Annotated in this window: 21 protein-coding genes; 8 read left to right on the top strand and 13 right to left on the bottom strand. The window is 33.8% G+C overall.

The genetic code is table 11. From position 1 onward, the window contains the following. Nucleotides 1-47 precede the first annotated feature (47 nt). On the bottom strand, nucleotides 48-1,541 hold the full coding sequence (gene betB, locus SOJ_RS02605) for a betaine-aldehyde dehydrogenase (protein WP_002506526.1): 1,494 nt from the start codon (nucleotides 1,539-1,541) through the stop codon (nucleotides 48-50). A 202-nt stretch (nucleotides 1,542-1,743) separates the two neighbouring features. Between betB and cudC the strand changes: the two genes are divergently transcribed. Next, complete coding sequence (gene cudC / locus SOJ_RS02600) at nucleotides 1,744-2,295, top strand: choline uptake/conversion transcriptional regulator CudC (protein ID WP_002506525.1); 552 nt, start codon at nucleotides 1,744-1,746, stop codon at nucleotides 2,293-2,295. A gap of 236 nt (nucleotides 2,296-2,531) precedes the next feature. On the opposite strand, the gene SOJ_RS02595 is transcribed toward cudC, so the two are convergent. Beyond that, a complete protein-coding gene (locus tag SOJ_RS02595; RefSeq protein WP_002506524.1) occupies nucleotides 2,532-4,154 on the bottom strand; it encodes a BCCT family transporter in 1,623 nt (540 codons plus the stop codon). Nucleotides 4,155-4,752: 598 nt separating this feature from the next. Beyond that, complete coding sequence (locus SOJ_RS02590; RefSeq protein ID WP_002506523.1) at nucleotides 4,753-5,886, bottom strand: ABC transporter substrate-binding protein; 1,134 nt, start codon at nucleotides 5,884-5,886, stop codon at nucleotides 4,753-4,755. Between the two features lie 270 nt (nucleotides 5,887-6,156). Between SOJ_RS02590 and SOJ_RS02585 the strand changes: the two genes are divergently transcribed. Both SOJ_RS02585 and SOJ_RS02580 read left to right on the top strand, forming a co-directional pair. After that, on the top strand, nucleotides 6,157-6,882 hold the full coding sequence (locus SOJ_RS02585; RefSeq protein WP_002506522.1) for a class I SAM-dependent methyltransferase: 726 nt from the start codon (nucleotides 6,157-6,159) through the stop codon (nucleotides 6,880-6,882). 126 nt (nucleotides 6,883-7,008) lie between these two features. Continuing rightward, nucleotides 7,009-7,899, top strand: a complete 891-nt coding sequence (locus tag SOJ_RS02580; RefSeq protein WP_002506521.1) for a fructose bisphosphate aldolase — start codon at nucleotides 7,009-7,011, stop codon at nucleotides 7,897-7,899. Between the two features lie 272 nt (nucleotides 7,900-8,171). Here the strand turns inward: SOJ_RS02580 and SOJ_RS02575 are convergent, their stop codons facing one another. Continuing rightward, nucleotides 8,172-8,735 (bottom strand): DUF488 domain-containing protein, encoded by a 564-nt coding sequence (locus SOJ_RS02575; RefSeq protein WP_002506520.1) that lies wholly within the window; start codon nucleotides 8,733-8,735, stop codon nucleotides 8,172-8,174. A 196-nt stretch (nucleotides 8,736-8,931) separates the two neighbouring features. Here SOJ_RS02575 and SOJ_RS02570 point away from each other — a divergent pair, with 196 nt between their 5' ends. Then, entirely contained in the window at nucleotides 8,932-9,939 is a 1,008-nt protein-coding gene (locus SOJ_RS02570; RefSeq protein WP_002506519.1) for a PTS transporter subunit IIC, read from the top strand. Between the two features lie 112 nt (nucleotides 9,940-10,051). Here SOJ_RS02570 and SOJ_RS02565 read toward each other — a convergent pair whose 3' ends face one another. From SOJ_RS02565 to SOJ_RS02540, 6 genes are all read right to left on the bottom strand, one after another. Beyond that, nucleotides 10,052-11,434, bottom strand: coding sequence for an APC family permease (locus tag SOJ_RS02565; protein ID WP_002506518.1), 1,383 nt, complete (start codon nucleotides 11,432-11,434; stop codon nucleotides 10,052-10,054). 165 nt (nucleotides 11,435-11,599) lie between these two features. Next, entirely contained in the window at nucleotides 11,600-12,979 is a 1,380-nt protein-coding gene (locus SOJ_RS02560; RefSeq protein WP_002506517.1) for an NAD-dependent succinate-semialdehyde dehydrogenase, read from the bottom strand. An 85-nt stretch (nucleotides 12,980-13,064) separates the two neighbouring features. Beyond that, nucleotides 13,065-14,381: a 4-aminobutyrate--2-oxoglutarate transaminase gene (gene gabT / locus SOJ_RS02555; RefSeq protein ID WP_002506516.1), complete on the bottom strand. Its 1,317-nt coding sequence runs from the start codon at nucleotides 14,379-14,381 to the stop codon at nucleotides 13,065-13,067. Nucleotides 14,382-14,488: 107 nt separating this feature from the next. Continuing rightward, nucleotides 14,489-15,874 (bottom strand): MocR-like transcriptional regulator GabR, encoded by a 1,386-nt coding sequence (gabR, locus tag SOJ_RS02550; protein ID WP_002506515.1) that lies wholly within the window; start codon nucleotides 15,872-15,874, stop codon nucleotides 14,489-14,491. Nucleotides 15,875-16,050: 176 nt separating this feature from the next. Next, nucleotides 16,051-17,535 (bottom strand): cardiolipin synthase, encoded by a 1,485-nt coding sequence (gene cls, locus SOJ_RS02545; RefSeq protein WP_002506514.1) that lies wholly within the window; start codon nucleotides 17,533-17,535, stop codon nucleotides 16,051-16,053. Between the two features lie 232 nt (nucleotides 17,536-17,767). Continuing rightward, on the bottom strand, nucleotides 17,768-18,961 hold the full coding sequence (locus tag SOJ_RS02540; protein WP_002506513.1) for a CynX/NimT family MFS transporter: 1,194 nt from the start codon (nucleotides 18,959-18,961) through the stop codon (nucleotides 17,768-17,770). A gap of 84 nt (nucleotides 18,962-19,045) precedes the next feature. On the opposite strand from SOJ_RS02540, the gene SOJ_RS02535 reads away from it, so the two are divergent. The 4 genes from SOJ_RS02535 (at nucleotide 19,046) to SOJ_RS02520 (ending at nucleotide 21,056) form a co-directional block, all read left to right on the top strand. Next, on the top strand, nucleotides 19,046-19,591 hold the full coding sequence (locus tag SOJ_RS02535; protein WP_037539419.1) for a helix-turn-helix domain-containing protein: 546 nt from the start codon (nucleotides 19,046-19,048) through the stop codon (nucleotides 19,589-19,591). A gap of 242 nt (nucleotides 19,592-19,833) precedes the next feature. Beyond that, a complete protein-coding gene (locus SOJ_RS02530; RefSeq protein WP_002506511.1) occupies nucleotides 19,834-20,034 on the top strand; it encodes a helix-turn-helix transcriptional regulator in 201 nt (66 codons plus the stop codon). Further along, nucleotides 20,027-20,554: a hypothetical protein gene (locus SOJ_RS02525; RefSeq protein WP_002506510.1), complete on the top strand. Its 528-nt coding sequence runs from the start codon at nucleotides 20,027-20,029 to the stop codon at nucleotides 20,552-20,554. Before SOJ_RS02530 ends, SOJ_RS02525 begins: the two co-directional genes overlap by 8 nt. Beyond that, nucleotides 20,544-21,056: a hypothetical protein gene (locus SOJ_RS02520; protein ID WP_002506509.1), complete on the top strand. Its 513-nt coding sequence runs from the start codon at nucleotides 20,544-20,546 to the stop codon at nucleotides 21,054-21,056. Before SOJ_RS02525 ends, SOJ_RS02520 begins: the two co-directional genes overlap by 11 nt. 47 nt (nucleotides 21,057-21,103) lie before the next feature. Here SOJ_RS02520 and SOJ_RS02515 read toward each other — a convergent pair whose 3' ends face one another. From SOJ_RS02515 to ppdK, 3 genes are all read right to left on the bottom strand, one after another. After that, nucleotides 21,104-21,517, bottom strand: a complete 414-nt coding sequence (locus tag SOJ_RS02515) for a VOC family protein (RefSeq protein WP_002506508.1) — start codon at nucleotides 21,515-21,517, stop codon at nucleotides 21,104-21,106. A gap of 154 nt (nucleotides 21,518-21,671) precedes the next feature. Continuing rightward, nucleotides 21,672-22,487 carry a pyruvate, water dikinase regulatory protein gene (locus SOJ_RS02510; protein WP_002506507.1) on the bottom strand — a complete coding sequence of 272 codons (816 nt, stop codon included), beginning with the start codon at nucleotides 22,485-22,487 and terminating at the stop codon, nucleotides 21,672-21,674. Then, the gene (gene ppdK, locus SOJ_RS02505; RefSeq protein WP_002506506.1) at nucleotides 22,480-25,113 is read right to left on the bottom strand and encodes a pyruvate, phosphate dikinase; all 2,634 of its coding nucleotides are present in this window, start codon (nucleotides 25,111-25,113) and stop codon (nucleotides 22,480-22,482) included. The genes SOJ_RS02510 and ppdK overlap by 8 nt, the downstream gene beginning before the upstream one ends. Between the last annotated feature and the right edge of the window lie 738 nt (nucleotides 25,114-25,851).

The following is a 25,851-nucleotide window of genomic DNA, read 5'->3' as shown; positions in this document are numbered from 1 at the left end:
CTCCTAAATTTTTAATTATTAATATTTTGTATTTGTGTGTAAATTACCTATTGTTTACCAAACCAATTTACTGGCTCTGGGTTCGTATTACGTAGAATATGTTTCTCAACTTGATATTCTGCTAAACCTTCTTTACCAAGTTCTCTACCAATGCCTGATTGTTTATAACCGCCCCATGGTGCTTGTGCAAAGTATGGATGGAAGTCATTAATCCAAACCGTACCCATCTTCAATTTATTAACAACACGTTCAGCTTTACCGATATCTGAAGTGAATACGCCACCTGCTAAACCATAAATTGAATCATTTGCTAGTTCGATTGCTTCTGCTTCTGTTGAAAAGCCTTCAATTGTTACAACTGGACCAAACACTTCTTCTTGTACAATACGCATTGAAGTATCACAATCTGTAATGACAGTTGGTTCAAAGAAGAAACCATCTTGTAAGTCTTCACGTTCTGGTCTTTTACCGCCAATCGCAATTGTTGCGTTTTCCGATTTTGCAACTTCCATATATTTTTCGATTTTTTCTCTGTGCTCAGCTGAAATAACTGGACCCATTTCGGTTTCTGGATTAAATCCATCACCTAATTTAATATTTTTAATTCTTTCAATTAATGCTGCTTCAAATTTATCTTTGATATCGTTGTGTACTAAGATTCTTGCCCCAGCAGAACATACTTGTCCTGCATGGAAAAACCCACCATTCAAAGCTTGATCGACTGCAAGATCAAAATCAGCATCATCGAAAATAATATTAGGATTTTTACCACCAAGCTCTAATGCAACATTCGTTACGTGATTAGCAGCTTGTTTCATAATATGTTTTCCTGTTTGAATACCACCTGTGAAAGATACTAAGTCTACTTCTTTATGCGATGATAACGGCTCTCCTACTTCTGAACCTTTACCTAAGACTAAGTTAATTACACCTTTAGGGAACCCCACTTCCGCCATCAATTCAAATACACGAATTGTTGTTAGCGGTGTGATTTCACTCGGCTTCATAACAAGCGTACAGCCTGTAACTAATGCTGGAGCAATCTTCCATGAAGCTTGTAGTAAAGGATAGTTCCAAGGTGTGATTTGTGTGACAACGCCTACTGGTTCTTTTATCACTTTACTTTCAGTATTAGGGATTGGTGAATCTATTATTTCGCCACCATCTTTATCTGCTAAACCAGCAAAATAATTAAATACATTCGCAATGTCGTCCATGTCCGCATAAGATTCTTCTAATGTTTTACCTGTATCTAATGTTTCAAGTCTTGCTAATTCTTCACGGTGTTCAACGATTAAGTCAGCAATTGCGCCAACTTTTTTGCCTCTAGATTCACTTGTTTCTTGAGACCATTCGCTACCTTCAAATGCATTTCTCGCAGCTAAAATGGCACGTTCACTATCTTCCGAAGTACCTTCTGCGACTTCAAAAATGACTTCTTGGTTATATGGATTAATAATTTTTCTTGTTTCTTCGTTCGAGCTATTTACCCACTCACCATCAATATATTGACGACGAGATAATTGATTTAAAAGTTCCATGAAAATTACCTCCGTTAAGTTTGTTAAATTTTTATTTAACGAATTTTACAAGCTTTATGTTAGCATAGTAATTGAAAGGGTGTCAAACGAGTTTAGTTATAAGCTGATTAGGGATTTGTATAATTATAAAAATGTAATTATTTTGCATTACTTAATCATCAATATCTTAAATTCGTATAAAAAATTATCGGAGGTGTACATCGTGGTACATTCAAACAACCCTGATAAGCAATTGGATGAAGCAAAAGACATCGTTATCAATGCAATTGGTGAAACGATGGACTTATACGGGATTAACAGAAGTGTAGGTAATTTATTTGGTACTATGCTCTTTGAAGACAGCATGACATTAGATGAAATGCGTGAACAACTACAAATGAGCAAACCTAGCATGAGTGCTGGAGTAAAAAGGCTCCAAGAATTCGATCTTGTCAAACAACAGTTTACACGCGGCAGTAGAAAACAACATTTCATTGCTGAAAAAGACTTTTTCAATTTCTTTAGTAACTTCTTTACCCGCAAATGGAAAAGAGAAATTGTAATTAACTCTGAGGCTGTTTATGATTCAGTAGCTATACTTGATAAGGTCATCAACGATAAAAATGCTGATGCAGCGACTAAGACAGAAGCTAGCGAAGTCAAAGCACAATTAATCGATACATTACCCTACTATGATTGGTTAGATAATTTAGGCCAAGCAATCGAAAGTGGAGAAATATTTAAATACTTCCCAATTCCCGAAAATAAGAAATAACACTTATTTCAATGCTTCAAGAGAAGTTTTACAACTATAAAAATGACAGTTAGATTCTTTCTTAGAAATCTAGCTGTCATTTTTTTCATTTCAGATACATCTTCATTGAAAAATCAGTGTAAAATACGTATTTAAAATTCCTGATACGTCACAATCCACTTCCATCTCCACTACAAAAATAAGCAGTGAAGCAATCTAATGTCATAGATAGTCCACTGCTTTTTATATGTTTTTATCTATAAGTTGTCGTCATTTTTCTTTTCTCTCACTTGTGTAATTCTCAGTGAGCGTCTTTCTACTTCTTTATATTTATCCGCACGACGCTCAAGTTTGAGTCGATCCTCATTTAATGTCCGTAAGAAGGAAATCATCATCATGACGAAGACAATGAGTACTGGCACACTAGCAAGTAAGGAAGCTGTTTTTAACACTTCCAATGATCGCTCACCACCAACTAGCATTAATGCAAATGGTAATAAACATAATGCGAATGCCCAATATAAACGGTTTGCTTTTAAAGGTTCTCCAACCACTTTTTTCTGAGATGCTGCTGCTAAAATATAAGATCCAGAATCAAAAGTCGTTGCTAAGAACAGTACCGCAGAAATCAAGAATAAAATAATAACTAAATTAGGGAATGGTAATTGATGCAACACTTCAATTATAGTTGCTTCTGTACCATGTGTGTTTAAATTCTGAACAACATCAAACGCTCCCGTTATTTGTAAGTAAACTGCATAGTTACCGAAAATACCAAAGAACAACATACAGCCTAAAGTACCGTATATTATCGTACCTAGAACGACTTCTTTCATAGTTCGCCCTTTAGAAATTCGAGCAATAAACAACCCTATAAACGGTGCATATACAATCCACCATGACCAATAGAATATTGTCCAATCTTGTGGGAAGTTCGTTTCCTTACGTCCACCGATACCTCCGAATGGTTCTATCCATGTCGCCATTTGGAAGAAGTTTTTTACCATATTACCCATACCTGTTATCGTTGTTTCCATAATAAACACAGTTGGACCAACAATCAGTACAAATCCGAGTAAAACAAATGACAAAATAACGTTCCCGTCACTTAATACTTTTATCCCTTTTTTCAATCCAGAATAAGAACTGTATGCAAATAGTGCAGTTATGATAAATAGAATCGCACCACGCATGACCATACTATCTCCGTCTAAACCAGTTAATCTTTCTATACCTGCTGTAATCATCGGTACGCCAAGTGCGAGTGATGTTGCAGCGCCTCCAAGTAAACCGAAGATAAATATAATATCAGTAACTTGTCCAATAAAACCATCTGTCTGACTTTTTAAGATAGGTCGTAACGTTTGGCTGATTTTAAACACTGGTTTTTTCTTCACGAATATAAGATAACCAATACATAACGCTGGCAGTACGAATGTTGCCCAAGCGATAGGCCCCCAGTGGAACATGCCATACATTGTAGCGTAGTTTAAAGCACTATCCGTCATTCCTTTACCACCGTGTGGCGGGTCTTGATAGTAAAAGGCCCATTCAATAACGCCCCAATATAAAATATCTGAAGCAATACCAGCACAGAACAGCATTGCTGCCCAACTAAAATTATTGAATTCAGGTTTATCTGTAGATTTACCTAATGTCACATTTCCATATTTTCCAAATGCAATGTACAAAACAAATATTAAAATTGCCAATCCAATAAATAAGTATACTGAACCAATTGTACTTACCACAGCTTCATTCATTTTCGTAATAATATCTTGACTGGCCTTTGGAAAAACCATCATAGGAATTACTGCAATTAATAAAATTACGGAAGACCCTATAAAGGTCGTCCAATCCATTACTTTATTCTTTTTCAATTGTTGAACACCCCTCATAGTAGATTTGTATGTAAAATTACCGCTAATAAATTTAATGAATTAGCAAGAACTATTTAATTATTCACAAACATGAGCCTAACGAATTTTAAATAATAATGCAAATTACATTCAAACGAATTATTTGTAAAAGATGAATAATTATATAAAAACGCCAATTAATTTGAATATGAAAATTGCTAAAATCACAGTGTTAAGTTTAAACTTAACGAAATTAATGAATCTTACAAACTTAACTAACTGTATTTTTATACATATAATATGAATATATATTCTATTTTATTTTTTTATTTTATTTATGTATTTGGTGATTTTTCATAAAAAAATCGTTTAATTTTTACATTGCTTGTTTTTTGTTAATATTAGTGAAAAGCATAAAATAATTATAAATATAAATGTCTTTAAATTACGTCATATTAAAATGACTTCGAGTTTAAATTAATGGCATTCAAAACTAAAAAGGGATAGGGGAGTGTGTACAAAAAGAGTGTCGACAAAATCCGAGACTTTGTCGACACTCATAATCTATTTTTATAATTTTAATTTCATTTTTCTATGTACCAATTATTGTTATCGAATATTAATATTTTGCAGCATCAGATGATGGATGTAAAATTAACTCTACATCTTTGTCCGATAATTCATAATCGTAAAATTTTTGATAATATGATTTAATCTCATCTTTCATATTATATTTAAATTTATCAGGATGGTTATGTTGTGCCATCCATTTCAACATTAATGGAGCATCGCCATTTGGTGGGAACCAACGATAAATACCTAAAGGTACCTTATAAACTTCTTTGTCTTTCACTGCCTTCACTTGGCTCCAATCTTGACCATCCGTTTTATTTTCAATCAAATCTTCTGGTTGTGTTTCAGTGAAATTAGTAATATAGATTTTATCCGGATTCCATTTATAAATTTGTTCCATATTGACTTCTTTTTGTCCTTCTACGCCATCTTCTCCAACTATATCAACTCCGCCAGTTGCTTTAATCCATTTTTCACTATGGAAATTTGATCCAGCTACAACGATAGAATTATCTGAGTGCTGATGTAGAAATAAAACTTTGGGTTTCTCTGATTTTTTTGTGTCTTTTAAGCTTTCATCAATCATTTTTTGAGATTTTTCACCCTCTTGCATAAAATTATTAGTTCTCTCACTTGTTTTACCACCTTTGATTTCTGAAGTTATTTCTAGCCAACTGTTAAATGTAGTCAATGGATCATCATCTTCATCATTTACAGTATCAAGACCAATTGTAGGTATACCACTTTCTGTAACTTTATCTAAGGTTTTCTTTTCAGATGCAAGTTCAAAGTAGACATCTGGATTGATTTTAGATAATTCTTCTATATTTATATCACCGTTTTTCACAAATTCAGTAGATGCTTTTTTAATATCAGGAGATATTTTAGCTAGCATTGAATTTTCTGCAGCATTGTTGGCATTTGGATGTAATCCTTTTATTTCTTTAGTAGAATTCGTCCCTACAAACCAAGCAGAAAAATAAGGCAGTATGCCCCCTACTACAATACTATCCGGATCTTTTTTAATCTTCACTTCACGATTTGTTTGATCGGTAACAAGTTTTTCCTCTTTCGTTAATTCTTTATCTTCTGAATTACTCGCTGTACTGTTTGAACTGCATGCAGTAAGTAATGTAGCTGATAATACAATCCCAGATAGGATACTATATTTTCTATTCATTGCTGATCTCCTGTTCATATCTATTTTCTAAACTAAGTCAAAATAACCTAGTGTAATTTATAAGTACTAGACCTATATGCATCCATAAAAATTGATTAAATACTTCCAATAGCATTCTAAGTCTATATTTATGCATATTTATCTATATATAAACTATTCTAATGATAATGATAATCAATTTCAATATGTATTTTAATTATCTTACTTTTAATTGAAAGTATTCTATAATATAGAAGGAATAATAAAGTCTTGAATAAAGAGGGTTTGAAAATGGATAAAAAACAAATTGTAAATTATTGGGATAAACGTGCCGAGTCTTTTAGTAAAGATAAACAGGCCGAATTAGAAAGTAGTCATGCAACAGCTTGGTTGAAAGAGATAGAAGCAATTACTCGATTAAGAGATGGTTTAAAAGTCTTAGACATAGGTACAGGTGCTGGTTTTCTAGCAATCCTATGTGCACAACAAGGCGCTGAAGTATCAGGTATTGATCTTGCTCCTGATATGATTCAATCTGCAAAACAGAATGCACAACAATTAAATCAAAATATACAATTTAAAGTCATGGATGCAGAACATCTAAATTATGAAAATGAAACTTTTGATGTCGTTATCGCTCGAAATGTGACGTGGTTAATGCCTAACACACAAGCTACTTACAAAGAGTGGTTACGTGTGTTAAAACCAAATGGTCATCTTATTAATATAGATGGTAACTATGGCAAAGATTCCTTTATTAATTACGGTTATATCTCAACAGATCACGCACATAACACACTGGAAGATGAGATGTTGCAGGAAAGCGAAATCATCAAACAAAGCATACCTATTAATCATCAATCAAGACCACAATATGACATAAACATCTTAAAACAGTTAGGATATCAAAACATTCATCTTGATACTGGTGTTTATGCTCGAGTATATAAAGAACAAGATGCTTTTTATAATCCAACACCTATATTTTTAATATCAGTCACTAAACCTATGACCTAGTTTAATGTACATTTTTTATATTAGATAGAATATTTATTATATTTTAGTATCTTAAGTGCCTTGAACTTGCGTTATGCTTCAATTTTTATCATACTAAAAGAGAATACAGTAAAAGGAGTGGTAAGAATGAATAAAGAACAATTTGATAAAGTGAAAAATGGTAAAGGTTTCATTGCTGCATTAGATCAAAGTGGTGGTAGTACACCAAAAGCGCTTAAAGATTACGGCGTTACTGAAGATCAATACGATAGCAAAGATGAAATGTTCAAACTCGTTCATGACATGCGTACACGTATTGTATCATCACCTTCATTCAGCGCTGATAAAATTATTGGTGCAATTCTTTTCGAACAAACGATGGATCGCGAAGTAGACGGTAAACATACTGGAGATTACTTAGCAGATAAAGGCGTTGTTCCCTTCTTAAAAGTTGATAAAGGTTTAGACGAACAAAAAGATGGCGTTCAATTAATGAAACCTATGCCAGATTTAGATGCTTTATTAAGTCGTGCCAATGAACACAAAATTTTTGGTACGAAAATGCGTTCTAATATTTTAGAACTAAACAAAGATGGTATTGATTTAGTGGTAAAACAACAATTTGATGTTGCTAAACAAATTATCTCTGCTGGATTAGTTCCAATCATTGAACCAGAAGTTAATATTAATGCTGAAAATAAAGCAGAAATTGAAGCATATTTAGCTGACTCAATCTTAGAAGAACTAAACAAATTAAACGATGATCAACTTGTGATGTTAAAACTATCTATCCCTACAAAAGCTAACCAATACCAAACACTTATTGACCATGCTAATGTTGTACGTGTTGTTGCACTATCAGGTGGATACAGTAGAGAACATGCAAACGAAGTCCTTAAACAAAACAAAGATTTAATTGCTAGCTTCTCACGTGCACTTATTAATGATTTAAATGTAAATCAATCAGATGAAGAATTTGATAAAATCTTAGGTGAAACAATCGAATCTATTTATGACGCTTCAGTCAATAAAGCCTAAATAAATAATTCCTACACATTATTTATTTCCCAGGAAAATCAGAGCGCTTGAGATTTGAATACCTCAGTAAACTAATAAAAGCAGTTTTCTACTCAAAATGTAGAAAACTGCTTTTTTCATGATTAGGTTTTTTTATTTGTACATAGAGGTACTTTTTTCGTAACAACAAACACCTAAAACACATATTTTTTGTATGCGTCCTACTAGAATGTGAGGTGATTTGAGATTATAAGTTCATGAAGTTCCTATGGTATGTAATCAGCAATAACATACTAATTACCTTCATCAATTTCAGGATAAACAATGTATCCATCATCTTCTATAATCGGCAAAGCACCCCATTGTCCTAATTCATGCTGTTGCTGAATAATTTGTTGTTCGTTATCAAGCATAATATGATGTACAGACCATTTGTGAGCAGTTAGCCAATTACTCACAATTAATCTATGACATCGCGCTGGATGAGGTTCTGAACACATGTATGCTACACGTTTTGAATCCCCTAACACTTCTAATGCATTGATTCCTTCTTGAAAATCTTTCGTCAAAGTATAATCAGCGTAATTATGGAAAGACTCATTATTCCATGCTTCATTTATTGTTCTACCTACACTTTCAGAGGCTTTCCTTCTACCACCTAACAACGTATTATATTGATATTCAATGTTTGCTTCAGTGAGCCATTTTCTCATATTCTCTTCATTAAATTGAGGATTGCGTTTACTCCCTCTATACGCACGTACATCCACAATGACCTCTATATTAAATTGTTGAAGCATATCTATAAATTGCTGTTCCGAATGATTCGCGTGACCTATCGTATATATTTCCGACATTCTAATCCCCCTAACCGTTGAAACATCTTGTATTTATACTATATAACCTAATTAAATTTTTATAATCTCAACTATTTAATTTTGCGATATATTGACTATAAACTAATTCTTAAAATATACTAGCCATCATTGAAAAATATCTATATACTAAATTTAATTTATAAAATAACTTTATTTAAAGATTAAGGGGACAAAAATGAAGAATTATTTACATAGGTGGGTCATAGAAGCACTCAGTTTTATGGCTTTAGGATTATTCGGATCGTTAATTATCGGGTTAATTTTGGATACAATAGGTAGTCAAACATTACTGCCTCAATTAGACTTAACATTTTTAACTGAAATAGGTAAGGTTGCCATGTCTGTGACAGGTGCAGCGATAGGTGTTGCAATTGCATATGGATTAGGTGCAAAACCACTCGTTGTTTTTTCTTGTGTCATTGTAGGAACATTGGGGTATACCACTTTTGAAGGTGGTCCTGTGGGGGCATATATTGCTACTTTAATCGTAGTTGAACTGAGTAGATTATATGCAGGAAAAACAAAAATCGATATTATTATAACGCCCTTACTAACAATTATTATTGGTGGTTTCATTGCAAAAAGCTTTGGTCCAGCGCTCAATCAATTTATGACTGGCTTAGGCAAAATCATCAACGCTGCTACTGAGCAACAACCATTCATAATGGGGATTCTCGTAGCTGTCATCTTCGGTTTAGCTTTAACGGCGCCTATTTCTAGTGCTGCACTTGCACTTATGCTTGATTTAAGTGGATTAGCTGCCGGAGCGGCGACAATTGGTTGCGCAGCTCAAATGGTTGGATTTGCAGTCAATGGCTTTAAAGACAATGGCTGGGGCGGTATATTATCCGTTGGAATTGGTACAAGCATGTTACAAGTTCCAAATATTATTAAGCACCCTATGATACTCTTACCTCCAACACTTGCGAGTGCAATTGTTGCACCTATCATGACAACATTGTTCCCTATGACGAATAATGCTGCTGGTGCCGGTATGGGAACAAGTGGATTCATCGGTCAAATTATGACTATTAATACGATGGGTGGCTCACTACAAGTTTGGATGTTAATCCTTGTATTCCACATCCTCTTACCTGCAGCTATTAGTTTTTCATTATATAAACTATGTTTAAATAAGCAATGGATTAAACCTGGAGATCAACTTATCCATATCGCTAACTAATTTTTAAATAGTGATAATTGAATCTGACTCATATGTGGAAAAGCGTGCACAAAAAGCAGTCCGAATATAAAATTCGGGCTGCTTTTTGTATTTATCCTATATTAAAATAATATTACCTATCTTCTTGTATTGGTACTTGCTCACTACTCACAACATTTCTCTTTTGTGTAAAATAGAGTACAAATGCAATGAAATACCAAACTAAGACAATCAACCATTCTGATGGCCAAGCCAATGATGATGGCATGCCAGGCAAGTATATGATTAAGAATAACACACTTAATACAATTGCAATTATACCGACTGCTTTACCATTCTTAATACGATAAGGGCGTTCTAACTCTGGCTGTGTTTTACGTAACTTAAGGAATGAAATAGCCACGAGTAAATAACCTAATACAACACCTATACCCCCTGCATTAACAATCCACTGAAGTGCAGGTCTACCTAATAATGGTGCAACAAATGCAAGTACACCTAAGAATAAAATACCGTGTGTAGGTGTTTTAAACTTGGGATGTATATAAGCAAACCATTGAGGAATCATCTTATTTTTGGCCATGGCATATAATATTCTGCTACCACCAATAATGAAAGCATTCCAACTCGTAATAATACCGGCGACACCACCAAGTACTAGCAAGATACCGAAACCACTATGACCGAATAAATTGACTATCGCATCAGCTGTAGCTAAGCTACTTGTCGTCAATGCTTGTGGAGATAGTCCTGTGGATACACCAAAAACAATCAATAAATAAAATATGACTGACGCAATAATAGAAAAAATTAAAATACCACCAATTTTTTTAGCTGGTGCTTTTACTTCTTCAGCTATTTGCGGTATGACGTCAAATCCCACAAATAAGAAAGGAATCATCATTAAGACAGACATTGTACCACCAACACCATTTTCAAATGGTTGTAAATTATTAAAGTTACCATTAAACCCTGCACCAAACACAAGTAGTAATCCTACTCCAACGATAAATATTGTAAACACTGTTTGTATAATCGCTGCTGGCTTAACGCCGAAGTAATTAAGTGACGTTAAGATGATACTTCCTACAGAACCGATGAGTACCCATGTCAGATAAACATCCCATCCTGCGATATTCCACAATAACCCTTGATGCTGAAACGGAATTACATAATCTATCACAGTTGGCAAAGCAACCGCTTCGAATGTTATTACAGAGACATAGCCAAAAAGTACCGACCAGCCGGATATAAAAGCAATCCCTGGAGAAAATGCTTTTTTCACAAAAACAAATCCGCCTCCTGTTTCAGGAATAGCTGCAGCTAACTCTGCATATGTAAGTCCTATCACAATAACTAAAAATCCACCTATTAAAAATGCAATAATACTTCCTACAAAACCTGCTGTTGAAACCCATTCTCCTGATAATACGACCCATCCCCATCCAAGCATGGCACCGATAGCAAGAAACAAGACATCAACAATACTCATTGATTTATTAAATTCTGATTTCATTGAACATACCCCATATCATTCATCAAATTTCAAAAAGTAATATATCAAGGCTGAAATAACATCTAATTAATTACGATAATTCCAACCTTGGAATTACTTTATTTCCGCACTTTGTTTACGTTTAAATCATTTCACCTTGTAATTGTTGAAAATCAAAATTATCTGCTAAGTTTCTATTGATAGATATTTAGTTTCTAAATATGGTTCAATTCCTTCTGTACCGCCTTCTCGACCATAACCACTTTCTTTCAAACCACCAAAAGGTGCGTGTGCTGCAGAAGGGCCACCGTCGTTCCATCCAATGACGCCGTACTCTAATTCATTAAATAATTTCAATCCAGTACGATAATTATTTGTGAAGAAATATGAAGCTAACCCAAATTCAGTATCATTTGCAATGTCTATCACTTCATCTAAATCATCATAGGTCATGATTGGTGCCACAGGTCCAAATGTTTCTTCATGCATCACTTTCATGTTCAAATCTACATTAGAAATTACTACTGGTTTTAAGAAATTGCCACCTAATGCTTGGATCTCTTCTAAACTACGAGATAACTTGCCACCTTTGTCTTGTGCATCCGTAATATGTGTTAACACTTTCTCGACAGCATTGTGATCTATTAGAGGACCTATTTTAACTTCTTCCTCTAAACCATCACCTACTGTGAGTGCATGTACTTTTTCAGTTAGTCTTGCTGTATATTGTTCCGCTATATCTTTATGTACAAAGATACGGTTTGCACATATGCATGTTTGTCCAGCATTTCTGAACTTAGAAGCAATCGTCCCATCAACGGCTGCTTCAATATCTGCATCATTATGTACAATAAACGGTGCAAGACCTCCAAGTTCCATCGTTACATTTTTAACTGTTTGTGCTGATTGTTCAATTAATGTTTTACCAATGGCTGTCGATCCAGTAAACGTTATTTTATTAATTTGGCCATGTCCAGTAAATATATCACCCGCATCTTTACCTGATGCAATAATATAAGATATCGCATCTTTCGGAATACCCGCTTCATGTGCAAGTTCTATTAATTTGATTGTAGTTAAAGGTGTCTTCACTGCTGGCTTACAAATGATTGTACATCCTGCTGCTAAAGCTGGTGCCATTTTACGCGTAATCATTGCTGCTGGAAAATTCCAAGGTGTAATTGCTCCAACCACACCAACTGGAAATTTATCTATAACCATTTTCTTAGAAGGTGTATGGGCCGGAATTGTACGTCCATAGACACGTTTCGCTTCTTCTGCATACCATTTCACATAAGAATTCGCATAATCTACTTCCCCTTGAGCTTCAGCTAAAGGTTTACCACCTTCAAGGGTAATCAGACGTGCAAGTTCATCTTGGTGTTCATCTATAAGTGTAGCCCATTGGTTTAATTTACTAGCACGTTCATGTGCATCTACAACTTTCCATTCTTGAAAAGCTTGATGAGCACGGTTTATCTGTGCATCAATCTCCTCATGCGTCGTGTAATCTAAACGTTCAACTACTTCATTCGTTGCTGGATTATATACTTCTAACTGTTCCATATCCTTCACTCCTTAAAAAACGTTTTATACTCTATGTCTATCATTAACTTATACTTTTTAATATTTTGAAAATGAACTTCATTTTTTAAGAAACGCTATAATTTGAAGTCACTTCATCAAATACATGCGTTAAAATGTTTAAGCCTTGGTTAAGTTCTTCATCAGTTATTACTAATGGAGGTAAGAAGCGTATAACATTGCCTTTAATTCCTGCAGATAATAACAATAAGCCTTTGTCATTTGCTGTTTGTGTGATTTTACCTGTCAGTGCTTTATCAGGTAAACCTGTTTCAGCATCTACAACTTCAAAAGCTACCATAGCCCCTAGACGACGAATCTGTGCGATATGCTTGTGTGACTGACTGAGTTCTTGCAAATATACTTCAATATCATGGCCAAGCTGTTCTGCTTTATCATTTAATTGCTCTTGCTCTATAATATCAATTACTTTTAACGCAGCTTCACAAGCTAATGGATTACCTGCATACGTACCTCCTAATTCTCCTGGCGCTGCACTATCAATGATTTCTGCTTTACCTACTACACCACTTAAAGGAAATCCCGCAGCAAGTGATTTAGAAACTGTGATTAAGTCTGGTTCAATACCAAAATGTTCAATTGCAAAGGTTCTACCTGTTCTAGCAAAACCCGTTTGTATTTCATCTACTACAAAAACGATACCATTATCTTCACAAATTTGTTTTACTGTATCAACAAACTTTTGATCAGGAATAATAAATCCACCTTCACCTTGTACGGGTTCCATTACAATACATGCAACGTCACTTGGATCTACAGTTTCAATGAAGAAGTCATGTAATTTATGAATCACTTGATCTACATATGCATCTTCCGTTAATTCTTCAGATTTTTCAGAAATATTAGGATATGGTGCTTGATAAACTTCAGGCGCAAATGGACCGAATCCATATTTATAAGGTTTCACTTTGCTTGTCATAGACATTGTTAAATTTGTACGACCATGAAAACCACGTACAAATGATACAACGGCTTGTCTACCTGTATATTTCCGAGCAATTTTCACTGCATTTTCTACTGCTTCAGCACCAGAGTTTAGTAAAATAGCTTTTTTAGCAAATTCACCTGGCGTAATCTCTGTTAATTTCTGTGCTAGGTTAAGGTAACTTTCATACATCATGACATTAAAGCCGGGATGAATGAATTTATCTAGCTTTTCTTTTAAATGTTTGGTAATTTCTGGGTGCGTATGACCGACATTAAGCGTACCAATAGCACCAGCAAAATCAATAAATGTATGACCATCTACGTCAGTAATTGTTGCTCCTTGCGCTTTATCTGCAACATGCAAATTTCCATTACCAACACCACGTGCTACATACTTTTCTCTTTTTTCTTTAAAATGCTCAAATTGACCTGACATTAAAAAACCTCCTCATGCTTATTAAAAAAGATTTATGGTTGTCTAAAAATTTAAGGCATTATTGGTATTATGTAAAGACCCAGTTTAAGCAAACTAATGGTACCAGTTTATTCAGAAAGCACTTGTTTCAAACGCTTTACAGCTTCAGGTATCTGTGATTGTTCAATTTTTGAGAAGCCAATAATTAAAATTTTAACCGCCTCATTCTTTTGAAATGTTTTTACAGAAAAGCGTTTAATAGTATAAAGTTCTAATTTTTGTGCTTTTGCGCGTGTTTCAATTTCTGTATATTTATAAGGAGAAACTACTTCTATGATGAAGTGTAAACCTGCGCGTGTATCTTTTATTTGAATGTCATCTTTAAAAACATTTTCTAAATGTTCGATTAATAGAGACCTTCTTTTTCCATATAGTTGATGCATTTTTTTTATATATTTTTCGTAATGACCTTCTTTAATCATTAAATTGAGTGTTAATGCATTTAACATAGAAAAATCTGGTATCATATTATCATTTTGTAATTCAAACTGCTTAATCAATTTTGATGGTAAAATCATATAACTCATACGTAAACCTGGCATTAATGTTTTGGAAAAAGTACCCAAGTAAATCACGCTGTCATTTTTATCAAAACTAAACAATGACGGTATATTGTCTGTTTCATACTTAAACTCACTATCGTAGTCATCTTCTATAACATAGCTATGTGTTTGGCTTGCCCAGTTTAATAAATCGATTCGTCTTGAGACAGGCATAATGGTGCCCATAGGAAACTGGTGAGATGGTGTTACAATAACAGCATTAGGTTGCACTTGTTTGAGCTGATCTATAGATATACCTTTATGATCTAATTCTATTGCTGTGGTTGATGTATTCGTTTGATTTAGTAATGTTCTAAAACGTGAATAACCAGGATTTTCTACAGCAATCGTTACGTTTCTTTCCAATAATTGAATTAACTGCATCAATAAAGTATTCGTTCCTGATCCTATAACGATTTGTTCAGGATGACATTGTATCCCTCTTTGATATGACACAAGTTTTGCAATAGATTGTCTTAGTTCTATTGGGCCCTTAACGTGTGGAATAGTCGACAAATAATAATCATAATCTTGAAATACACGCTTTGTTAACTTTGCCCATGTGTCGACTGGAAATTCTGATATATCTGTACTCATATGGGAAAAAGAGTAATCAAATGTAGTTCGAGTTGTATGTTCGTAGCCCTCTAATGAAATTTGTGCGTCAGGATCGACGATTAATTTATCTAACGGTTCTATAAAATAACCTTTTCGTTCCTTTGTATAAATGTAACCTTCAGCTAATAGCTGTTCGTAAGCTGATTTCACACTGTTCACACTCACATTAAGATGCTTTGCCATATCTCTTTTTGAAGGGATTTTTTCATGACTTTCATATTTGAATGCGAGTATATCATCTTTTAAGCGGTTATATAACTGTCTATAGATATATTTTTCTGTGTCTTGTTGCATAACTACACCCCTTCGCTATATTACAATTTGTTTATGATACACATGGTTAAGTCTACTATACTAATAAAATTGTTTTTTCTATTTTGATTTAAAAAACAACGGTAGCCACCATGAGGTTAACTATCGCTGTTGGTATTGATTTCACGTCAAGAATTATCAGACATTAGAATCAAATATTATAAAATTGGAGATGCTAATTTAGCAATAGATTGTTTAAACTTAATCCAATGTGAACGCTGTTCGTAACGTTCTTCTGTGAGTTCTTTTGAAACTTTAAGGTCTTCAAAGAATGCTTCTTTTAATTGTTCCGCGATTTGCGTGTCATACATAAATGCATTAATTTCAAAGTTTAATTCAAAGCTACGAACATCCATATTTGCAGTACCCACGCTTGATACTTCATCATCAATCATAATCATTTTAGAATGGATAAATCCATTCTCATATGTGTAGACTTTCACACCGTCTTTAATCAGCTGAGCTACGCTTGTAATTGTCGCCCAATATACAAATATATGATCAGGTTTACACGGTATAATCAAACGAACATCGACACCAGATTTCGCAGCAATACGCAGGGCATTAATAAACCCTTTATCCGGAATAAAATAAGGACTGTGCATATAGATGGACTTTTTAGCATTCATAATCATCTTCATATATCCAAATTCAATTTGATGCCAATTATCACTTGGTGCACTGGCAGCCAGTTGCATAGACACGTTGCCACCTTGATAGGCATTATTCGGGAAATATCTTTTATTATATTCTAGCTGTTCACGTTTAGCTTGCGAGTTCCAATCATGTATGAAACTCAATTGTAGTGCATCGACACCGTCGCCTCTCACTCTTAAGTGTGTATCTCTCCAATAGCCAAACTTCTCGTCTAAACCTAAATATTCGTCACCTATATTAAAACCACCTACATAACCTGTCAGTCCATCAATAATTACAATTTTACGGTGATTTCGGTTATTTACTCTAAAGTTTATAAAAGGTATTTTAGATTTGAAAAATGCCTCGACTTGTCCGCCCTCTGACTGAAACTTTTTAAAATTAGAATTATGTACCGATTTAGAACCTACGGCATCATAGAGTAGTTTAACCTCTAGACCTTCTGCAGCTTTTTCTTCTAATATTTCAATAATTTCACTACCTAAGCCGTCTAATTTTAAAACGTAATATTCCATATGAATATAGCGCTTAGCATTGCGTAAATCTTGCTTCATTTGATCATACAAATCATGACCATCTGTGTAAATATCGATATTATTGTTATTACTTAAAAAAGATTGTTCTTTCGTTAATAACGTATTAGCAATATCAGCATGTTTTCTTACAATAGGATTTTTTGAATCACTAATTTTGTTTGTATCATCTTGAAGTTGTGACCGTAACCTTTTCAACCCATCTTCAATTTGATTATGCTCAAATCCGCGTTCACGTTTTTTTCTAACTGCACGTCCGAAGAATATATACACAATAAAACCTAAAATCGGCATAACGAATAATAAGAATAACCATGCCCAAGTTGAGGTCGCATCTCTTCTATCCCTATCTAAAAATACAATAAGTAAAGCGAGCACGATGTTCATTAGAAAAAAGAAAGCTAACACGATTCTATATATCGGACTTATACCTGTATCAAACATCAATTGCATAAAATCACCTCACTACTTCTCTTTTATGAAATCTGTTATTTAAAAATTAAATATTGCATCAAAACTTCCATTTTATTCACATATAAATTGAATGTCATAAATAATAACGTTCAATGAATAATATTTCAATCGATATAATCATTTCAATTATATTCTATTATGAGTATTTTTACCATTTTAAATACATTTCATTTAATTTATAAAAATATATGACAGCTTATTTTCAAACTATTTATTTTGTTTTGATTGTGCTTGATTGTTCTATAGTACGTTTACGTCCCGCTTGTGAGCCAAATAGCGTTATAACAATCGCAGTAATTAATAAAATACTTAGTGAAGCGGTCCATTTACCTGTCATATCATGCAAGATACCAAATAATAACGGACCTACTGCTGCAACAAGATAACCTACTGCTTGAGCCATTCCTGAAAGCTTTGCTGATGTTTGAATATGTTCCGTTCTTAAACTAAAGAACGTATTTACTAAGCCAAACGCAAGACCACCCGCAACGCCGATTAAGATAGTAGAAATGATTGCTAGATGTGGCAAAACTAGCATAATTGTCACACCCACAATAAAACATATACCTGTAATAAAGGTTAAGAGGAATTGCGATTTCATTTTAGTCGCAAATATAGGTGTAATGAAGGTAAATGGAATAATAGCAATCTGCATAATAGATAAATATGCGCCTGCCTCATTAATAGTCATACCACTCTGAGATAAATATGCAGGCAGCCAATTAATCAACGAATAAAATATAAGTGATTGTCCTCCCATAAGTATCGTAATTTGCCATGCTAATGGAGATTTCCACACATTCACACTTTTCCGAGGTAAAGCTGTGGCGGTTTCTTGTGTTCCTTTTAATTGAAATGACCATATAATAATTGTTATAAGTGTGATAATTCCTATAACACTGATAGCGATATTATAATTAAATGCCTTTACTAAGGGCGCTGTCCCATATGAGGATAAGCCACCAAACACATTCATCACAACGGTATAATATCCCGTCATAATACCGATATGTAGTGGAAATTTCGCCTTAATCATTGCTGGTGCTAGTACATTACCAAATCCGATACCAATACCTATCAGCACTGTTCCTATGTATAACCATGAAATGCCCGTAATTGATCTGACAAGGACACCAATAAAGATTAAACAAAGTGCTAAGAAAATTGTTTTTTCTAATCCCATTTTATTACTTGTTCGAGCAGCAAATAATGAAATCACAGAGAATGCCAATAATGGCACAACTGTTATAACACTGACTGCACTATTAGACATCGCTAAATCTGTCTTAATGTCAGGTAACGCAACACCAATAGATGTGATCGGTGCTCTTAAGTTAGCGCCTACCAATAAGATTCCTATAAACAATAACCAATTAAATGGTTTTATTTTTCTATACTTTTCCATATTGTACCGCCTTGCTCGCTTTATTTTAAAACAACACAATATATGGTACGATATGTACGTTATATTGTAAATAGGAGGATTCACTTGTATAATATTCAGAATATAGTAGCCAGAAATTTATCTGACTACCGAAAAAAACACAACCTCAGTTTAGATAAAGTTGCAATAGCAACAGGTGTGAGTAAAAACATGCTGAGCCAAATTGAAAAAGGCACTTCTAATCCAACGATTACAACGTTATGGAAAATCGCAAATGGATTACATTTATCATTGTCTCAATTAACAGCGATGAATAATGATAGCGTAGACTTTATTGATGAATCAGATATCATCCCTATCATTGATGAACAAATAGCGATTTATCCTTATTTTCCTTACGACGATAATAAAAAATTTGAAATGTTTAAAATGGAGATACAAGCAGGAGGCAAGATGCTTTCTGAACCTCATCATACTGGGTCTGAAGAATATATTATTGTTAACAAAGGCCAGTTAAAAATAGCAATCGATACAACAATGTATACGATCAATAGTAATCAAGCTTTCCGCTTCAATAGTGACGTGCCTCATCGTTACTTTAATCTAACTGATGAACCTGTTGTATTTACCGCAACGATTCATTATCAATAGAACATTCAATTTAATCCTCATAATATTATGAGCCATTAGTCTCCTAACAGAAATAGAAATCTAATGGCTCATTTTGTATTCAAGATATTTTAGAGTCTTGTTGATTCCTTAGGCATTTCGTCATGAATCTTTCATAAGCTAAAATAGCTTAAAGTGTCGTGTATATTTGACACATACTTACATGTCAGATATATTGTACATGTAATATATATTTGACACTAAAGAAGGGTAATAAATCTATTATGAATAAAGTTAAAAACTTTCGTACTGCTAAAAACATGTCACAGCTCACACTTGCGCGTTCAGTAGAAGTATCTCGTCAAACCATTAATATGATTGAAAACGATAAATATAATCCCTCGCTTAATTTATGTATAAAGATTGCTAAAGCATTAGATGTCACCTTAAATGACTTATTTTGGGAGGATGATAATCATGAATAGTAAAGATAAATGGCTTTATCAAAGATTTGCAGGAACAACGAACTATCCCGATGAATATCAAAGACATGAAATTGACAAATTACTTGCTAAACTTTCAATTATTTCACTATACATATTCTTAGCTTTACTTTACTTATCTATATTTTTTGATATTGAGCGTTCATTTATTTCACCTTTTAGTATAGGCGGTATCATATTGATAATTATATTGGCGTGCAGGATGTCTATGAGTCATTTTGCAGCAGATGCCCTTTCAATAGAAGTTACTGATAAAGAAACGTATCATCAAACATTAAAAAATTCACGTAATAAGAGAATTATATTTCTTATTGTAGCAATCATTTATATACTACTTGTTAACTCAGTCATTGCTCCAATGCTTGCAGGAAACGCATTGAATATGGAACGTCTAACTGACTTAAACACATTTTTCCCTGTAATAGTTATTGCAGTATTTACAATTGCTAAAGATTCACGTGTAAAACTTATTGATCAAAAGGAGACGTATAATGGAAAATAACAAGTTACTTCGTTTAATTCCTAACTTCAGGTTTACTGATGAATATGAAAGACAGCAATTACTTCATGAATACGCTAAATATTTTGTGTGGCTATTTTGGGGCATCATGATTATTTCTGTAGCAGATATATGGATAGAATTTTACTTACACCGTATACCTATCTTAGGTATTTTAGGTTTTGCTTTAATTATGATATTATCTCTAATTATGATCATCGCTATTAGAAGCAAAAAAATAGATGTAGTAGAGGCTTATTCAGAAGAATCATTGAAAAAAGAGATGAAGAAAGTGCGTAATGGGAGTTATATTTTTGCTGGAATGATGTTCTTGATTGCAAACTTTAATCAATATATTCTCCCTTTTATTATACATAGTATGCTTCCTGAGAAATCTGATATACTGACTAACTTATTCATTTCTATTGGATGCGCCATTATAGCCGGCTTGTTTGTTTATACCCTTGGTCGCAGAAAAGTTACGCGTGCCTATATGGATAAATAAATATAAAGAACCACGTACTCATAAATAATTGAGCACGTGGTTTTATACTATGTCGGAAAAGTATAACTTAAATCCCAACCAATATCATATTTATCTACCAGTTTAGCGTACTTAGCACCCCAGAACATATCTGCTAGTTCCATCTGTACCTCTCCACCCTCTTTGAGACGGTTATAAACTTCCTCTATATCTGCTTTATTTTCAAACTCTAACACAATATAGACATTGCGATCTTGTAACATAGTATCATCATCTTTCGGAATATCAGACAGCATAAATATTTGACCATCTACCTCGAGTTGACTATGAATAATTCTATTCGGGTCATCAGCAACTGATTCATTCGCTTCGCCATAAGTCATGATTCCTTTGGTCGTCCCACTTAATATTTCACTATAAAAACCTAGTGCTTCTTTACACGTACCGTTAAAAAACAAATAAGGCATTACTGTTTTAAGCATAGTGACACTCCTTATTAAAAATTTTATATCACTTTAACAGTACCCACTCTCACACATAACTAGTCTCCACTTTTTTAAAACAGACACTGACCGACGTCTTAAATATTTCATTCGCTTTGAAACATGATTATAAAATCTAAAATAATAGATGTTATTACAAGAATTTTTCAATATAAAATGCAGATTCTTCAATAGATTTATATTCCGTATTAATCACAGTCGCGTTTAATTTTTCAAAAATTTCCTCAGCATATACTAACTCCTGTCTGATACGTTCAATACTATTGTAATTTGTAGGCCCATGTAATCCTAAAACTTTTACACGTTCATTACGAATATTCAAAATGTAATTAGGACTAGCAGTTAAACCAAATACTTTCAACTTCTTATATTTAAAGACTTCATCTGGTATATCAACTTCTGGTACTAAAGGAATGTTTGCTACTTTATAACCCTTATTCGCTAAATACATACTCAAAGGTGTCTTTGATGTTCTAGAAACTCCAACGATGAGCGCATCCGCTACGCCGATATCAGTAAAATGCTTACCATCATCATATTTCACTGAGTATTCCATTGCTTCAATTCTTTTAAAATAGTTTTCATCTAATTTGCGTAAAGCGCCACTTTCAAGAATAGGTGAACAATTGGTAAGCTGCTGAATAATCCCTATTAAATCTGACATATAGTCGACATAAGGGATTTGTTCATTTTGTGCGTACTTTTGACCTACTATATTAAATTCTGGGTTCACTAACGTCGTAACAACGACTGCCCCTCGCTCTTTTGCTCGTTTCAAAACATTGATTAATTCTGTTTCACTTTTAATAAATGGAAACTTCTTAATCTCTATTTGTGATACTTCTGGAAACTGAGTTAACGTGGCGTGAATCATGCGTTGTGCAGTTTCACCAATTGAATCTGATACCACGAACAAAGTGAGTTGTGGTGTTTGAGTATCATTAAACACGTAATCGACCACCTTCAACTTCACTTTGTGCAGTAGAAAGCAATGCGCCTGGTACTCTATATGGAGAGCATGAGACATAATCGATATCTAAATTATTAAAATATTGTATTGATTTATGGTCACCGCCAAGTTCACCACAAACTCCTATTTTAAGCGTTGGATTGGCAGCTTTCGCTTGTTCCGTTGCCACTTTAACTAATTGTCCTACCCCTTCTACATCTAACGTTTGGAAAGGATCAATATCTAAGATGCCTTGTTCAGAATATGCACCAATAAATTTCCCAGCATCATCACGTGAAAAACCAAATGTTAACTGTGTTAAATCATTCGTACCAAAGCTAAAGAAATCACATTCTTTTGCTAAATCTCCTGCAATTAGACAAGCACGTGGTGTTTCAATCATTGTACCTATGAGGTAATTTACAGATTCTCCCGCTTCTTGCTGTAATACTTCAATACGTTCAGTGATTTGTGTCTTTAATGTCGTGAATTCTGCAACAGTTGAAACAAGAGGTATCATGATTTCTGGTTGGCAATCAATACCTTGTGCTTTTAATCTTAATGCACTTTCCATAATCGCTTCTACTTGCATGACATATAGTTCAGGATAAGTAATAGCTAAACGACAACCTCTATGACCAAGCATTGGATTCACTTCGTTTAAATTTTCTATATATTGTTCTAATGTTTTTACTGGTACGTTTAATTGTCCGGCAACAGATGATTTTTCCTCCGCTGATTTTGGTAAAAATTCATGTAGTGGTGGATCTAACAAACGAATAATTGTCGGACGTTCTCCAGATAGTTTTAATATTTCTTCAAAATCTGCTGTTTGATATTGTTTAATTTCATTTAAAGCTGCGATACGTTTATCTTGTGTATCTGACAGAATGAAACGACGCATTTCAACGAGACGTTCAGGTCCAAAGAACATATGCTCTGTACGTACAAGCCCAATGCCTTTTGCACCAAATTGATAGCCAGCTTGGATATCTTGAGGCGTTTCTGCATTCATACGTACGTCTAATTTTGCTACACCGTCTGACCATTCCATAAACTGTTCGAAAGCTTCACTTCTTTCTGCTTTCATTGTTTCAACTTCTCCAACATAGATGTCCCCTTGAGCACCATCAACAGATATCATATCGCCTTCGTGCAATGTGCCACCAGGATAATTTACAACTTTATCGACAACATTAATTTCTAAATCTGAACAACCTGTAACACAGCATTTACCCATACCACGTGCTACAACTGCTGCGTGAGAAGTCATTCCGCCATGCGTCGTTACAATTGCTTCACTTGCGACCATACCTTCAATATCTTCAGGTGACGTTTCAGGGCGCATTAAAATAACACTTTCACCTTGTTCAAATTGTATTTTAGCGGTTTCTGCTGAAAAGACAATTTTTCCACTCGCTGCACCTGGACTGGCTGGCAAGCCTAATTTAGAAATAACTGAAGCATGCTCTAGCGCTGTTTTATCAAAATTAGGATGCAATAATTGATCAATCGATTTTACTTCGACATTCATCACAGCTTCTTCTTTTGTAATTACACCTTCTTCAACTAAATCTACTGCTATGTGAATCGCTGCATTCGCTGTACGTTTGCCATTACGCGTTTGTAAAATATAGAGCTGTTCATTCTCAATCGTGAATTCTATATCTTGCATATCTTTATAATGTTTCTCTAAACGTTGCGATACATCTACAAATTGTTGATGCACATGTGGCATTTGATCTTTTAATGATTCTATATCTTTAGGTGTACGTATACCAGCTACGACATCTTCACCTTGTGCATTTAATAAATATTCACCAAATAATTTTGCTTCTCCAGTGACAGGATTACGTGTAAACGCAACACCTGTACCACTGCGTTCGCCACTATTCCCAAATACCATTTCTTGAATATTAACTGCAGTACCTATATCATGTGGAATTTCATTTAATTCTCGGTAGACTCGAGCACGATCGTTATCCCACGATTTGAATACTGCTTCAATTGCTTCTGTTAGTTGATCAAATGGTTCTTGTGGAAATGGTTTGTATACTTCATCTAAATAGACACCTTTAAAATGTTCACAAATTTCTTGTAACCCTTCTGCCGGAATATCAGCATCATTTTGATATTCATATTGCGTTTTATAAGCATTAAAATATGTATCAAATGCATTCATTGGTATGCCATATACGACCTCACCAAACATTTGTAACAATCTACGATAACAGTCATAAGCAAAGCGAGCATCATTTGTTTTCGCTGCTAATTTTTTCACGTTATCATCATTTAGCCCTAAGTTTAAAATTGTATCCATCATGCCAGGCATAGATATTTTCGCTCCACTACGTACTGAAACAAGTAATAATTGTTCCTCAGATGAAAATGATTTTTCTATACGTTGAGAAAATGCTGCTAATTGGCTATTCAATTGTTCTGATAATGCTTCAGGTACTTTAGAACCATGTTTCAAGTATTCAATACACGCTTCAGTTGTAAGCGTGAAACCATCTGGAACAGGTAACCCTAAGCGTTTCATTTCAGCCAAATTGGCCCCTTTGCCACCTAGTAAATCTTTCATTGATTTTTGACCTTCGTCAAATGCATAAATATATTTTGTCATACTAAATCACCCCTATTTTTAAAACGTTATACTAATTGTTATTGAGTATGTCATATTAAAAAGCAAAAAACAACTATAATATTTGAAAATTTGGAAAATATATTTATTTTTTCTTTATTACAAATTCATCTGATTCAAACAAATGGTAGCTGCTTTAAACACAAAAAAAGCCCAAGCAATCATTATTAATGCATTGCTTGGAACTTCTTATGTTCACCAGTTTATTGTCATATTTGAATGTAAGATATCATTTAATTTACTATGCAACTATGATGCTTACAATATAAGGAACCTGCTTCATAGGTAGTTTTCATATCACCATCAATAAAATGTTATATTTCTATCAATCATAAAACGCACAGTTAATCTATTTAATATTTTCATTTGATATAAACTGGTTCTATTCATTGATAAATGTTAAAAGATTAAGTGAGTTAAATAGATAGATTTGTGCTATATAAACAATCTAACATTTATAACTTGTGGTATTTACAATCATTCAAAGTGACATGTTACAGACCAAATGTCTGCTTTAAAGTAGGTGAATATTTAATATATAATCATTTGATAAAGTGATAAAGAGGTATACTTGCAATTGAATTATGTCGCGAGTAACAAAGGTGGAAATTATTAGTTTTGAATATGCTCAACTTTTAAGTTGAAAATAAGGTGCTACTTCCTCTGTAGTGTAATACTTATTTTATAGCTTCGTGCTTCGCAAAATACTTTTCTAAACAA

The organism is Staphylococcus sp. OJ82 (assembly GCF_000294465.1).
Taxonomy (GTDB): domain Bacteria; phylum Bacillota; class Bacilli; order Staphylococcales; family Staphylococcaceae; genus Staphylococcus; species Staphylococcus equorum.
Note: the sequence above shows the minus strand (reverse complement) of the source record. Positions and strands in the feature narration are given on the sequence as shown.